This window comes from Brachyspira hyodysenteriae ATCC 27164 (genome assembly GCF_001676785.2).
Classification (GTDB): domain Bacteria; phylum Spirochaetota; class Brachyspiria; order Brachyspirales; family Brachyspiraceae; genus Brachyspira; species Brachyspira hyodysenteriae.
Genome location: NZ_CP015910.2, coordinates 792,746 through 807,757, shown reverse-complemented (window position 1 = coordinate 807,757; position 15,012 = coordinate 792,746). Strand labels below are relative to the sequence as shown.

Here is a 15,012-nt window from a genome sequence, read left to right as displayed (position 1 = left end):
TTGACTTATATATTTTTTTTTAATAAACTAGGATATTATTATATAAAAAATTGGAGTTTTTTATGAATAAAGCAATAGTTATTATTTCATCAGTTTTATTGTTTATATCATTAATTAGCTGCGGCAATTCTTCAAAATCTAATGATGAGATAGAAGTTGGAATCACTATTTACAGATATGATGACAACTTTATTTCATTTATGAGAAGAAATATTGAAACTATGTTAAATGGAAAAGCAAAATTTGTAATGAATGACTCAGAAAATGATCAGGTTAAGCAAAATGATCAGGTAGATGCAGCTATTCAAAGAGAAGTTGATGCATTAGCAATTAATTTGGTAGATCCTGCATCAGCTAGCTTTATGATCAATAAAATAAAGCCTACAGGAATACCTGTAATATTTTTCAATAAAGAACCTAGTAAAGAAGATATGATGCTTTATGATAAAGCATGGTATGTAGGTACATTGAGTGAAGAATCCGGAAATATACAAGGTGATATAGTAGTTAAGGCTTGGACATCAAACCCTGCTTGGGATAAAAATGGAGATGGAAAAATTCAGTATGTTTTATTAAAAGGAGAAGCAGGACACCCAGATGCTGAAGCTAGAACTGAAAGAATAAAGGCTGTTTTAACAGATAACGGCATCAATATAGAACAATTAGATGAACAGACAGCAAATTGGGATATACTTCAAGCTCAAACAGCTACTGATTCTTGGATAGAAAAATACGGAAATGATATAGAGTTCATATTCTCTAATAACGATGCTATGGCCTTAGGAGCATTAAAATCTATACAAAAACAGGGATATAACATAGGAGACAGCAATAAATTTATACCTATAGTAGGAGTTGATGCTATTCCTGAAGTTATCGAAGAAATAAAAAAAGGAACTGTAGTAGGTACAGTTTTACAAAGCCCTAAAGATCAGGCAAAAGCTATAGTTGATATGGTTCTTAATGTAGCAAGCGGAAAAGATGTATTAAACGGCACAGAATACAAATTAGATGATGTAAAAGCTGTAAGAGTTCCTTATAGAGCAATTACTTTAGAAAACATAGATGAGTCCGCTGAAGCATATAAATAAATATTGATAATTTAAATTTTAAATCACAAATATTTATACGAAGGTAAGATATTGATAATTTTAATATCTTACCTTTTTTATGATAAAAAATAAAAATAATTTTATTATAAAAATAAAAAAATAATAAATTTTTAATCATTAAATTGATGAATTTCTAGATAAAAGTCAAAAAGTTTACATAAAATCATATAAATATTAAAATAATAGTCTTATATAAATATCCAAAAATCAAAAAAAGTGATTTTACTTGATTTAAGAAAATAAATTTATATACTAATTAACTAAGAGAATATTAATTAATTTAAGGAGTTTTCTAATATGAAAAAGTCATTTATTGTTATGGCGGCATTATTCATAATGTCTTCACTTTTCGTAGTATCTTGCGGAGGCGGATCTTCTTCATCATCCACAACAACTACTGATGGTCCAACTATCGGAGTAACAATTTACCGTTACGATGATAACTTTATGTCTTTCTACAGAAGAAACATTGAAACTAGAATTAGCGGAAAAGCAAATTTGATAATCAATGACTCTCAAAACAACCAAGCTCAGCAAAATGACCAAGTTGATGTTATGATACAAAAAGATTCAAAAGCATTAGCTATTAACTTGGTAGACCCTCAAGCTGCTCAAACTATCATAGATAAAGCTAAAACTAAAAATATACCTGTAGTATTCTTCAATAAACAGCCTAGTGCTGAAGCTATGGCTAGCTATGACAAAACTTGGTATGTAGGAACTACTCCTGAAGAATCAGGCGACATGCAAGGTAAAATCGTTGTAGATACTTGGAAAGCTAATCCAGCTTGGGACAAAAACGGTGACGGAATTATACAATACGCTTTATTAAAAGGCGAACCATGACACCCAGATGCTGAAGCTAGAACTAGCCATGTTACTTTATACGTTACTAACAACGGTCTTAAAGTAGAAAAATTAGAAGAACAAACAGCTATGTGGGACACTGCAAAAGCTAAAGATATAGTTGATGCTTGGATACAGAAATATGGCGACAAACTTGAATATATCTTCTGTAACAATGACGCTATGGCTTTAGGTGCTTTACAGGCAGTACAAGCTTTAGGATATAACAAAGAAGGCGATACTACTAAATTCATACCTATAGTAGGTGTTGATGCTATTCCTGATATGATCAATGAAATCAAAAAAGGAACTGTAGTAGGTTCTGTTCTTAATGACCCAGTTGGACAATCTCAAGCTCTAGTTGATATTACTTTAAACGTTGCTGCTGGAAAAGATCCATTAGATGGTACTACTTGGACTTTAGACGAAGTTAAAGCAGTTCGCGTTCCTTATGTACCTATAACTAAAGACAATATAAACGTTGCTGAAGAAGCTTATAAATAATAATTAATTTTTAATGAAAAAGGGATATTAATCTTTTAATATCCCTTATTTGTTAATTATCTAATATCTAAATTTATTTTATATTAGCAGAGTTTGAAAAATAAAGGTTTTAATATATGGATAATAAAAAAATTGTTCTTGAAATGAAAGGTATTTCAAAGTCTTTTCCGGGTGTTAAAGCATTAGATGATGTACAGCTAACCGTAAGAGAGGGCGAAGTAGTTGCTCTTATGGGTGAAAATGGTGCTGGAAAATCTACTTTGATGAAATGTTTGTTCGGTATATACCGTAAAGATGAAGGACATATATTCTTAGATGGTAAAGAAGTAAACTTTATATCACCCAAACAAGCTTTGAATAATGGTGTAGCTATGGTGCACCAAGAACTTAACCAAGTTAGACAAAGAAATATACAAGATAATATATGGCTTGGAAAATATCCTACCAAATACGGCGTTATTATTGATGAAAAAAAGATGTATGATGATACTAAGGCAATTTTTGATGATTTAGAAATACCTCTGGATCCTAGAACAAAAGTATCTACATTATCTGTATCTGAAATGCAAATGGTAGAGATAGCAAAAGCAGTTTCATATAATTCTAAAATATTGGTATTAGATGAGCCTACAAGTTCGCTTACAGAGAAAGAAGTTGCTAAATTATTTAAAATCATTAGAAAACTTCAAAGCAGAGGCGTAGGTATGATCTATATATCTCACAAGATGGAAGAAATACTTCAAATATCTGATGAAGTTACTATAATGAGAGACGGTAAATATGTTGCTACTACCCCATCTAAAGAATTAACTACTGATATGATTATTAAACAGATGGTAGGAAGAGATTTAACTAATCGTTTCCCTGAAAAAACAAATGTTCCTGGAGAGGATATTTTAGAAATAAAAGATTTTACTGCATTTTATCAGCCTTCTCTTAAAGAAGTTAACTTTAGTGTAAGAAAAGGAGAAGTATTTGGTATTGCAGGACTTGTTGGAGCAAAAAGAACTGAAGTACTAGAAAGTATATTCGGTATGAGAACTTTATCTTCAGGTCATGTATTTAAAATGGCTCAAGAGGTTAACAATTCTTCTACAAGAAAAGCTATAAAAAATGGATTCGCTTTGGTTACCGAAGAAAGAAGACAAACAGGCATATTCGGTATGCTATCTATCAATTTTAATTCTACTATAGCTAATATAGACCATTACAAAAATAAATTTGGATTCTTGGATAATAAAAAGATGCAGGAAGATACAAAATGGGTTATAGACAGCATGCAGGTAAAAACTCCTTCTGAAAAAACAGCTATACAAACATTATCTGGAGGAAACCAGCAGAAAGTTATATTAGGAAGATGGCTTTTAAGTAAACCTGATATATTGATGCTTGATGAGCCTACAAGAGGTATTGATGTTGGTGCTAAATATGATATATACAGACTTATTATAGATTTAGCTACTGTTGGAAAAGCTGTAATAGTGGTTAGTTCTGAAATGCCTGAATTACTCGGTATCACTGACAGAATCATGGTTATGAGTAATGGAAGAGTGGCTGGTATTGTTGAAACTAAAAATACTAATCAAGAAGAAATCATGGCATTGTCTGCTAAATATTTATAATTTTAATCAAAAGGAAGGATCATGGATAAAAATAAAATAAACATTAAAACTATTAAATCATTTATATTAAACAATGCTATATTTGCAGCATTACTCGTAATACTTATAGGTATTATCATTAAAGACCCTAGTTTCTTCAAATTAAGTAACTTCTTAAATATATTTGCTCAGGCTTCTACTCGTATGATAATAGCTGTAGGTATTGGAACACTTCTTGTAACTCAAGGTAACGACTTAGGTGCTGGTAGAGCTGTAGGACTTGCTGCTGTTGTAAGTGCTTCACTTTTACAATCTCCTTCTAACCCTACTAGAATGTATCCTGATTTACCTATGCTTCCGGTTATACTCCCTATACTTTTAGTTATGCTTATACTTATGGTATTCGGATTTATAAATGGATTCATTATTTCTAAACTTTATGTAACTCCATTTATTGCCACTTTAGGTATGCAGCTTATACTTTATGGTGTAACTAGTACTTATTTTGATAGACCTCCTTATGGTGCTCAGCCTATTGGAGGACTTGATCCTAGATTTAGTAATCTTGCTTTGGGAGGTATAAAAATAGGAAACTATACTATTTCATACCTAATTATATTTGCTATCATAATAACTGCTATAATGTGGGTTATTTGGAATAAAACTAAATTAGGTAAAAATATATTTGCTGTTGGAGGCAACCCTGAAGCTGCTGCTGTTTCTGGTGTAAATATTCCTCTTACTCTTATGATAGTTTATACTATGGCTGGTGCTTTATATGGTATAGCTGGTTCATTAGAAGTTGCTCGTGTTGGTTCTGCTACTAACAACTTAGGTAATGGTTATGAGCTTGATGCTATTGCTGCCTGCGTTGTAGGAGGAGTTTCTTTCTCTGGCGGTATCGGTTCTATTATAGGTATTGTATCTGGTGTATTAATATTCCAAGTTATTAACTATGGTATGACATTCGTTGGTATTTCACCATATATGCAATACATAATTAAGGGTGCTATCATAATTGCTGCTGTTGCAGTTGATACACAAAAGTATTTGAAAAAAGTGTGATAGGGTTTTATTATGGAATATGATAATAACGATCCTTTTAGGAGAGAATTTAATAAAAAGGAAACTAGAAAAAGAACTTTGAAATCTTGGATATTCTTGGGTTTCATAGTAATGATCTTTTTAATAGCTGAGTTTGTAAGATATATTGCTGGTTTAATATACAGCTAATATATAAAAAGAAAGGCTGTACTTATTATTATTAAGTACAGCCTTTTTAATTTTCATTTCTTTAATATTCTATTTCTTCATAGATAAGAGGTTCATCTATAAACCTTGTATATATTATAAGTTTATTTCCATCTATTTTAATTGAATATGCTGTTTGAAGTATTGAAAGATAATCGCCTTCTACTCTTCTTTTTTCAGCATTATCTGTTTTTCTAGTAGTTTTTATCATATCTATTGATATTCCTTCACCTTCAATTTTGCAATTAGCCCAATAATCATTTATAGCTGATTTACCGTATATTTTATTATCATCTATACTAATGGTTATATTCATAGCAGGATGCATACTTATAAGATGATAAACTTTAATCTTTTCTTCTATTATAGGCTCTTCAGATATAGAAACTGCATTATGAGCACAGGATACAATCAAGAATATGATCAATATTATATTTACATATAAAAATCTTTTCAAAATTAAAATAGAGTAAGCTCCCCTTCTTTACTTCCGCCGCCGCTGAGATCTTCAAATGTATCCATTGATCCTCCGCCATTATCGAATGCTCCTGAAGAGTTACCTTTAAGTACATCTTCAAATATAGGAGAACTTATAAGTCTAGTATAGGCCTGATTAGCATTCTTCTCAAACTGTATATTTGGATTAGCTTTTATTGCATGAGTTAAAAGCAGTTTAGCAAAGCCATTTCTTCTATATGGATAATTCATATATATATATTTTAATACACAATCTTTATTTATATAATAATATCCGTTAATTCTTCCATCTATAGTTAAAAGCCCTATATTAGTATTATTTGTGTGAAGAATTTTATTGAAATATGGCTCAACAAAAACCTCTTCCTTATTATCTTTGATTTTGATATTATGTATAAAATTTTGTAATTCATTTCTGTATATGCTGTTATATTCTATAACAACCACAGAAGGATATTCTTCATGTTCTATGATTACTGGCGGCATAATCTAATCCCCCTAAAATTAAGATATGATATCTCATTTTTAATATCGGCAATAATGAAAAATTATATAATTTTTTATTGACTATTTTTTATTTGTAATATAGTCTTGTATTATAAATATAATAAAAAAATACAAATTAATTCCAATGTTTTTTAAAAATAAAAATTTTTATCAAAAGCAAAAAGAAATATTGATTGCATTTATAAAAAGAGCCTTAGATTTTCTGCCAAGCGTATTAGTAGGACTTTTCATAATGGTATTATCTACTAACCTATTTGGAAGAGAAAATGCCACTATAGGTGTAATTTCTATATTTATATGTGCTTTAATGCGTCAAAGCTTCACAATAGAAAATTTTCCTACTGTAGCTTTTAGAATACTTTTATTAGGATTTTTAGCTACCATAGCAGAACAAAATCTATTTTTTACTATAACACTCAATTTTATAGTTCCATTCTCTATAGTATACTTGCTTTCAGATGATTTTGTACCTAGAAATTATTTCATATATGGTTTTGCTTATGTTCTTCTACAAGCCTATAATATACCAATATCAGATATACATTTAAGAATGGAAGCTATATTAACGGCTTTACTCATAATATTTATATTTTTAGTATTAAATAGATTACTTACAAAACATAAAGTTTCTAATAATTTAGCCTGCAAGGGAATAGAGGCTATAAATAAGAAAATATCATCACTATATAATAAAACCTGCTCATTAAATAAAAAAGATGATCTATTTCCTATTATTAACGGATATACTTCAGCAATATATGTAGACACATTAAAAAGACATAATACTATGAATAATAGAAATATTAATCATTTCCAGCTTGTTTTATTTTTGGAAGAAATAAATATTTTAATAGATAAAGAACATCAGAATATCGCTAATTTTACAGATCAAGATTCAGAATATTTTATAGAGCTTTCAAAAATACTAGAAAAAATATCCAATCTATTAAAAAAAGATATATCAAAGCATGAAAAAGAATATAATAATGTAATAAATGATATAGACTACTTTAATGACAATTATTCTTTAAGCAATGAAAAAAGTAATTATGAATGGGTATATACCATTATGAAATTAAAAAATATATTATCCAATATGTTTGAAAATAAGAAAGATGAATTTGAAATAACAAGATTATTCAATTTAAAATTTATAAGATTAAGAAAAGAATTTAATATAAATAAATGCCATTTCAGATTCTCGCTAAAAATGGGCATCATAATGTGTATATCATTTACTGTTAGATATTTCCTTCCTGAAGGAATAGCAATAAGAGGTTATTGGCTTCCTATATTGTCATATATAATGCTATATCCATTTTATGAAGAACAAAAACATAATTTAAAAATAAATGTTTTAGGAAATTTTATAGGTGTATTTATTTTTTCAGTTTTCTTTAAATATATACCTTATGACATGATTATTCCTGCTATAGGAGTATGCTTCATATTATCTCTTGCCTCTATTAATGACTTTTTAAAAAAAATATATGGTACAATCTCAGCATTAATATCATCATTTCCGTATATGCCTAAATTGATGTCAGCTTCATCAAGAGTAGGATTTATAATAATAGCACTTTCTATTGTATGGGTATTCGATCATTTTATAATAAGAACTGAAAGCCATAAGGGAATGGTTGATAAAATAAGCGAACTGATAGAAATAGATACTATAATAATAAATCAAATGAGAAAAGCTATAAATAATGAAACTACATCTCAATATCTATACGAAATATTATTAAAAGCTTATATGATAAAAAACAATATTATAATACATGAAAAAAATCAAACAAGATACAAAGGTACTCCTATAACTGACTCATTAATAGAAAGTAATAGAAAATTTATAGTGGAAGCAGAACAATTAATAAATCTTATGAAAAAATATAATAGACCGGAAGATAGACATAATATATTAATATTTGTTGAAAATATTTCAAGCACTTTAGAAAACACTGCCAAATTATTCAAAAATGAAATTAATGATTTTAACAGCGAAGAAAATAAAAGAAATGTTATAAAAACAGATTCATATATATTTTATAGATTAGAAAATTGCTTTGACAGTATAAACTCTATTAATAACTCAATAAAAGACAATATAGATAATATATTATAATTTTTATATAAATTTATATTCATCTGTAAAATTAAAAGCTACAGAAACAAATATATCATTCATTTTTATATTATTATCATTTTGCATAGACTCGTATATTATATTATAAGAGTTGCTTATATGAACTAATTCGTTAAAAGTTTCTTTTTTAAAAATTTTATTTGAAAATCCGTCTATCAATGAATCTTCAACATATTTATAACTTGTAAATTGAGTTTTCAATATATTATAATGATTATTTCCTATATTAACATCTACCCTATCATTAAAAACAACATCTTTAAAAGCATATTCAGCACATATTTCTGGAATGAAATTTATTATCTCCTCTCTTATATTATTATCAGATATTACGTTTTTGATATTTTTTATAAATTCATCATAATCAAAATCACATTTCTCAAACTCAAGCACATACTCCATAACAAAATATTCAATCTCTTCTTTTGTATAATGATATTTAATATAAGTAGTATCCGATTGAAGTATAAAGAAAAACTGCTTTATAGAAAAGAACTCTCCATTATTATCCCATTTAATAATCTCATTTTGAACACAGTTTTCTAATATTTTATTTTGAATATTATTTATAGTACATTCAACTATAATATCATCATTAGGCATTTTGGCAGCATAAGTCTTTATAAAACTCACCCTATTATTTGGAAGTATAAAAGGAACTTCTTTATATATACAATTCCATAAAAAACTAGCATATCCGTTTTTTTCATCAAATCCAATATAATCATTATAAAAATCTTCTTTATCGCTTATATTATTATCTATATTTCCTAAACCTAATATAGGACTTTCGCATACTGTAAAAATCTTTTTATTGCCAAGCATAGAAGTTTCTATATCATGATGATGCATACCTGAAAGAAAATCTAATATGCCTTGTAAAGCACAATATACAAAGTTATCAGAGGAAAGCTCTATAGCCTTATATTCATCTGAAGCTATACTTGATGAAGATTCAAAAAAAACATTATCAAAAAGAGGAGCTTTAACATAAAAATAAACAGTACATAATATACTTTTCTTCTTTTCAATCTGCACTATTTTAGGCTCAATAGTAATATCATAACTTAAAAATTTAATACAGTCATTCTCTATTTCATTTTTATGATTTATAGTAGTATGAAGTCTGTTTAATAGTATATCTTTGTAATTATTCATTAAGCACCATTTCTAATATTTCATTAATAGACAATGGGCTAAAATCATGAATATCGCATGCTACATTAAATGCCAATCTATGATATTTTTTATCTTTATGCCAGTGTCCATGTATTAACATAGTATTATTATAATATCCTTCCCATTCTAATATAGGATAATGAAATAATACTATTTTTTTTATAATTGTACTATATCTTTTTATATCCAAAATATAATAATCTTTTATAAACTTAAATAATTTTCTATCAAATTTATTATTATCTAAAAAATTATCATTATTTCCTTTTATAAGATATTTATTTCCATTTAATGATTTTAATAACTCAGTAGTTTTTAAATATCCTATCTCATTAGAAAAATCACCAACTATATATACATCATCTTCTTTACCTATTTTTTCATTCCATTTATTTATCAAACAGTTATGCATAGCATTATAATCATTAAATAATTTTTTCCTGCTTGCAGACATATAAAAAAAATGAGTATCTGATGTAAAATATATCATATATTAATTATCAGCAACACCTAATGAAAAGTATTTAATACCTCTTTCTGCCATTCTTTTCTTATCATATTGATTTCTGCCGTCAAATATAACAGGTTCTTTTAATAACTCTTTTATTTTATCAAAGCTAGGTCTTCTAAACTCATTCCATTCTGTAACTAAAATCAAAGCATCAGCATCTTTTAAAGCATCATAAGAATTTTCAGCATAATATATTTTATCACCGAATATAGACTTGGCATTATCAAAAGCCTTAGGGTCATAAGCTCTTATTTTAGCACCAGAATCTAAAAGCATATTTATTATAGTGATGGCAGGAGCTTCTCTCATATCATTAGTTCTAGGTTTAAATGCTAATCCCCATAAACCAAAAGTTTTACCTTTAATATCATTATTATAGTATTTTAAAATCTTATTAACAAAAATTTTTCTTTGATTAACATTAACTTGATGAGTAGCTTTAAGCAAATCAGAATCTATACCATAATCAGAAGCAGTTTTTATTAAAGCCTGCACATCTTTTGGGAAACAGCTTCCGCCATATCCTAAACCATGAAATAAAAACTGATTTCCTATTCTCTTATCGCTTGACATACCAATTCTAACCAAATCAGCATTAGCACCAACTTTTTCACATATATTAGCTATTTCATTGGCAAAGGATATTTTAGTAGCAAGAAAAGCATTAGCAGCATATTTAGTCATTTCAGCAGAGCGAACATCCATTATTATTATAGGATTTCCTGTTCTAGTAAAAGGATTATAAATATCTCTCATTATATCTATTGCTTTTTCTGAGTTTGAACCTATAACTACTCTGTCAGGCTTTAAAAAGTCATCTACAGCAGCACCTTGCTTTAAAAATTCAGGATTAGAAACCACATCAAATTCACCGCTGTAATGTTTTTTTATTTCATCTTCTACTAATTTATGAGTTCCAACAGGTACAGTTGATTTATCTACTATAACCTTATATCCATTCATTGATTTTCCAATATCATTAGCTACAGAAAGTACGAAGCTCAAATCACAGCTTCCATCATCGCCTGAAGGAGTACCAACAGCAATAAAACATGCTATGGATTTTTTTACAGCATAATCCAAATCATCTGTAAATTCCAATCTTCCCTCAGAAACATTTGCCACTATAAGTTCTTCCAATCCAGGTTCATATAAAGGAGTAATACCATTTTTTAATTTTTTTAATTTTTCTTGATCATTATCAACACATATAACATAATTACCCATTTCTGCCAAACAAGCACCTGTAATAAGTCCAACATAACCTGTACCTACTATACATATTTTCATTTTTACACTCCTTTAAAATAAAAAAGTAGACATTTAACTGTTTTTATCATATAATAAATTATTATATTTTCAAGCAAAATATTATTTGCTATAGATATTTTTAGGTTTTTACGATAATATATAATAAGATTTTCAATTTTATGGGGCGTATAAATGGATGATTATATAAAAAGTCTGCTTAAAGATTTCTTTGAAGAAGCATTTGAAATGCTGGATAGACTTGAACAAAATATTCTTATTTTGGATAATGAAAGAAACAATGTTGATGCAATACAGGAAATATTTAGGGCCGTTCATACTTTAAAAGGAAGTGCCGGTGCTGTAGAACTCGTTGAAACACAAAAATATGCCCATAGATTTGAGGACTTATTAGATTTAATAAGAAATAATAAAATTGAAGTAGATGATGCTACCATAGATGTGCTTTTAAAAGGTATAGATATATTAAAAGACCTTATTAATACTGCAAGTGAAGAAAGCGAATATTCCGGAGATATAGAAGCAGAAATAAAAAAATTAGAAGATTTCAAAAATATGAAATTAGGACAAGGTCCTGCTCCATCTTCCGGAGATGCTCCTGCTGCAGCTGCTCCATCAGGAAATGCTCCTGCTGCCTCTGAAGCAGAAAAGAAAGTTAATAAATATGAACTTCTTCCAAATGACAGCGATTTACTTGGAATAATAAGGGATAATGTAGAAGAAAATGTAAAAACTAAGTTAGTTCATGTTAGTTTTGATCCTGAGAGTCCTATGAGAACTGTAGGCGGGGTTCAAGTATTCGTTGCATTGAAAGATGTAGGCGAAATAATGGGAAGTATACCTCCTCTTGAAGCTTTGGAAGGTGATGAATTTTATGAACATGTAACTTATATACTCGCTGCTATTAAAGAAGATCAAACTATAATAGATGCTATTACTTTACCTGATGTTACTAAAGAAATATCAATAGAAGAAATAATACTTGAAGAATATGAGAAATTCCTTCAAGAGAAAAAACAAAAAGAAGCTCAAAAGGCAACTCCTGCTTCTTCAGGTGCTGCTAAAAAACCTGATGCTGGTAAAGGCGGTAAAGATCATAAAGTAGAAAGACAAAGCTCTTTCTTAAGGGTTGAAAGTGATAGAATTGATGCTATGATGAACCAGGTTGGAGAGCTTGTAACAAATAAAAGTTCATATATACAGTATGATGATGACCTTACTTCATATCAAAAAATTATAGGTACCGGCATCAATGAAGTTAAAAGATATTACAGAGACAGCATTGTTCAGATACTTAGAAAATTTGAAGAGCATTTGCAGAAAAAAGAAGCTAAAGAAATTAGAAATACATATATTGACGGATTCAATAATAAATTAAATGAATTTGTAAAAATGGAAGAAGAGTTTAAAAATACATTGGACAGATTCAGAAACTCTTATCAGCTTCTTACAAGGGTAACAAATGAATTACAGGAAACTGTAATGAAAATTAGGATGCTTCCTATAGCTCAGACATTCAATAGATTCCCTCGTCTTATAAGGGACTTATCAAGAGATTTGGGTAAAGAAGTTAAATTGGAAATGTACGGAGAGGAAACTGAATTAGATAAATCCGTTATTGAAGTATTAGTTGACCCATTAGTTCACATCATAAGAAATGCTATGGACCATGGTATAGAACATCCTGATGAAAGAGAAAAAGCAGGAAAACCTAGAACAGGTACAGTTGTTTTAAGTGCTTCGCATGAAGGTAACTTGATTATTATTAAAATATCTGATGATGGTAAAGGAATGATACCTCAGAAAATATTTGAAAGTGCTGTCAAAAAAGGACTTGTATCTGCTGATGCAAAACTTTCTGAAAGACAAATGCTTGAATATATATTTGCTCCTGGTTTCTCTACAGCTGCTAAAATTACCAATGTATCCGGAAGGGGTGTTGGTATGGACGTTGTTAAGAAAAGTTTAGAAAAAATCAATGGTACTGTAGGTATAGAAACAGAATGGGGAAAAGGTTCTACTTTCTTCCTAAGAATTCCTCTTACTGTTGCTATTATTCAAGCACTTATAGTTGATGCTGAAAAAGAATATTATGCAGTTCCTATTAACAGTATATTGGAAACTGTAAAAATAGATGTTAAAGATATTCAGGAATTGGAAGGAATAGAAGTTATTAAAGTTAGGGATGATGTTATCAATGTACTTAGCATAAAAGAATTATTCAGACTTCCTTCAAGATACAACAATATAAAATCTTATTATGCTGTTATACTTTCTTCTGAAGGTAAAAAAGTGGCACTTCTTGTTAATAACCTAATAGGTGAACAGGATATAGTTATTAAGACTCTTAAAGATAATATAACAAAATCTGAAGGTTTAGCTGGTGCTACTGTTTTGGGTGATGGTACTGTAAGCTTCATTTTGGATATACAAACAATAGTAAGTCTTGGTACTAAGAGAATCATTGAAAGAGGAAAAGTTAATAATAATCAAGGCAGCAAAAACGATTTAAGAAGCTTTATTGAAAGATTAAAAAATAATGAAATACCTGAAATACAGCAGTAAGCCATTATTAGTTCAAATAGAGGATAATTTACTATTAATTTAATAAAGATAAAATTGTTCTATAATTTGCTTAATACAATTTAAATTTACTACAATCGAACTTTATTCATACAAATAATTTTTATCTAAGAATATTGTATATATCATCTATTTTTACTATATTTTCTTTGTTCTCTATATCATAAACATCTGTTGCAACTAATAATGTACGAAGATAAGGTATTTTTACAATATCAGTATCTCTATCGCCTATCATAAAAGAATTAAGTAAATCTATATTATATTTCTTTGAAGCAAGCAAATGCATCCCGCATTCAGGTTTTCTCAGCATAGAAACTATGTTATAAGGCTCAACATGCCCTTTAATATGATAAGGACAATAATAAAAATCATCTACAATTGCACCTTTATTTTTATATTCATCATATATGTATTTATGAACATTATCTACATCTTCATTGGTATAATAATTATATGATACTCCTGCCTGATTTGTTGTTACTATTGTGATATATCCATTATCTTTTGCATATTTAACTATATCAATAAAATCTGAATTTATTTTTACTCTGTCGGTAGTTCCTATATATCCAACATCCTCAATTAATACTCCATCTCTATCCAAAAATAATGCCTTATTAATTTTTTTAGTATTATCTACAAAATATGAAGGTATGCCGTACAATATATTTTTATTGAATGCTTCATCTATCAATTTATTTATATATTCCTTATTATCATTTATTTCCGATTTATTATACAATTTTCCATTATGAACTAATAAATTATCATTGAATGAATACCCTGACAAAATATTTGTTATATCATTTTTTATTACTTTATAACTTTTATCTATAGTATATAATTTAGAATTTTTTGATAACATATTATCAATATTAAAATCTAATGCCATTAATACAGAATCTTTCTCAAACTTTTTATAAAACTCATAAAAATAATTTTCTATATCATTATACATAATTGCAAATCCCAATATTTTATAATTAATTAAGTTTAATATAAAAAAAGAGTTTTTTCAATAAA

General features: G+C 28.2%; 12 protein-coding genes and 1 pseudogene. 7 read left to right on the top strand and 6 right to left on the bottom strand.

Annotated features, from left to right (window positions below):
- Window positions 1-62 precede the first annotated feature (62 nt).
- From BHYOB78_RS03680 to BHYOB78_RS13575, 5 genes and pseudogenes are all read left to right on the top strand, one after another.
- The gene (locus BHYOB78_RS03680) at window positions 63-1,091 is read left to right on the top strand and encodes a galactose ABC transporter substrate-binding protein (protein WP_012672033.1); all 1,029 of its coding nucleotides are present in this window, start codon (window positions 63-65) and stop codon (window positions 1,089-1,091) included.
- Between the two features lie 318 nt (window positions 1,092-1,409).
- A pseudogene (locus BHYOB78_RS03675) lies at window positions 1,410-2,462 on the top strand (galactose ABC transporter substrate-binding protein).
- 116 nt (window positions 2,463-2,578) lie between these two features.
- Entirely contained in the window at window positions 2,579-4,084 is a 1,506-nt protein-coding gene (mglA, locus tag BHYOB78_RS03670; protein WP_012672031.1) for a galactose/methyl galactoside ABC transporter ATP-binding protein MglA, read from the top strand.
- A 21-nt stretch (window positions 4,085-4,105) separates the two neighbouring features.
- Complete coding sequence (gene mglC / locus BHYOB78_RS03665) at window positions 4,106-5,128, top strand: galactose/methyl galactoside ABC transporter permease MglC (protein WP_012672030.1); 1,023 nt, start codon at window positions 4,106-4,108, stop codon at window positions 5,126-5,128.
- Window positions 5,129-5,140: 12 nt separating this feature from the next.
- Entirely contained in the window at window positions 5,141-5,296 is a 156-nt protein-coding gene (locus BHYOB78_RS13575) for a hypothetical protein (protein ID WP_012672029.1), read from the top strand.
- A gap of 61 nt (window positions 5,297-5,357) precedes the next feature.
- On the opposite strand, the gene BHYOB78_RS03660 is transcribed toward BHYOB78_RS13575, so the two are convergent.
- Together BHYOB78_RS03660 and BHYOB78_RS03655 are read right to left on the bottom strand one after the other, a co-directional pair.
- Window positions 5,358-5,771 carry an META domain-containing protein gene (locus BHYOB78_RS03660; protein WP_020064163.1) on the bottom strand — a complete coding sequence of 138 codons (414 nt, stop codon included), beginning with the start codon at window positions 5,769-5,771 and terminating at the stop codon, window positions 5,358-5,360.
- A 2-nt stretch (window positions 5,772-5,773) separates the two neighbouring features.
- Window positions 5,774-6,277, bottom strand: coding sequence for a hypothetical protein (locus tag BHYOB78_RS03655; RefSeq protein ID WP_012672027.1), 504 nt, complete (start codon window positions 6,275-6,277; stop codon window positions 5,774-5,776).
- A 145-nt stretch (window positions 6,278-6,422) separates the two neighbouring features.
- On the opposite strand from BHYOB78_RS03655, the gene BHYOB78_RS03650 reads away from it, so the two are divergent.
- Window positions 6,423-8,423, top strand: a complete 2,001-nt coding sequence (locus BHYOB78_RS03650; RefSeq protein ID WP_020064164.1) for an FUSC family protein — start codon at window positions 6,423-6,425, stop codon at window positions 8,421-8,423.
- A gap of 3 nt (window positions 8,424-8,426) precedes the next feature.
- On the opposite strand, the gene BHYOB78_RS03645 is transcribed toward BHYOB78_RS03650, so the two are convergent.
- Genes BHYOB78_RS03645 through BHYOB78_RS03635 form a run of 3 tightly spaced genes read right to left on the bottom strand, consistent with a single transcriptional unit; the run spans window position 8,427 to window position 11,424 of the window.
- Complete coding sequence (locus BHYOB78_RS03645; protein WP_020064165.1) at window positions 8,427-9,602, bottom strand: DUF6348 family protein; 1,176 nt, start codon at window positions 9,600-9,602, stop codon at window positions 8,427-8,429.
- On the bottom strand, window positions 9,595-10,113 hold the full coding sequence (locus tag BHYOB78_RS03640) for a metallophosphoesterase (protein ID WP_012672024.1): 519 nt from the start codon (window positions 10,111-10,113) through the stop codon (window positions 9,595-9,597). Before BHYOB78_RS03640 ends, BHYOB78_RS03645 begins: the two co-directional genes overlap by 8 nt.
- 3 nt (window positions 10,114-10,116) lie before the next feature.
- The gene (locus BHYOB78_RS03635) at window positions 10,117-11,424 is read right to left on the bottom strand and encodes a UDP-glucose dehydrogenase family protein (RefSeq protein WP_020064166.1); all 1,308 of its coding nucleotides are present in this window, start codon (window positions 11,422-11,424) and stop codon (window positions 10,117-10,119) included.
- Window positions 11,425-11,577: 153 nt separating this feature from the next.
- Here BHYOB78_RS03635 and BHYOB78_RS03630 point away from each other — a divergent pair, with 153 nt between their 5' ends.
- Window positions 11,578-13,968, top strand: a complete 2,391-nt coding sequence (locus BHYOB78_RS03630; RefSeq protein ID WP_020064167.1) for a chemotaxis protein CheA — start codon at window positions 11,578-11,580, stop codon at window positions 13,966-13,968.
- A gap of 121 nt (window positions 13,969-14,089) precedes the next feature.
- Here the strand turns inward: BHYOB78_RS03630 and BHYOB78_RS03625 are convergent, their stop codons facing one another.
- A complete protein-coding gene (locus BHYOB78_RS03625) occupies window positions 14,090-14,947 on the bottom strand; it encodes a D-glycero-alpha-D-manno-heptose-1,7-bisphosphate 7-phosphatase (RefSeq protein ID WP_020064168.1) in 858 nt (285 codons plus the stop codon).
- Window positions 14,948-15,012: the final 65 nt, after the last annotated feature.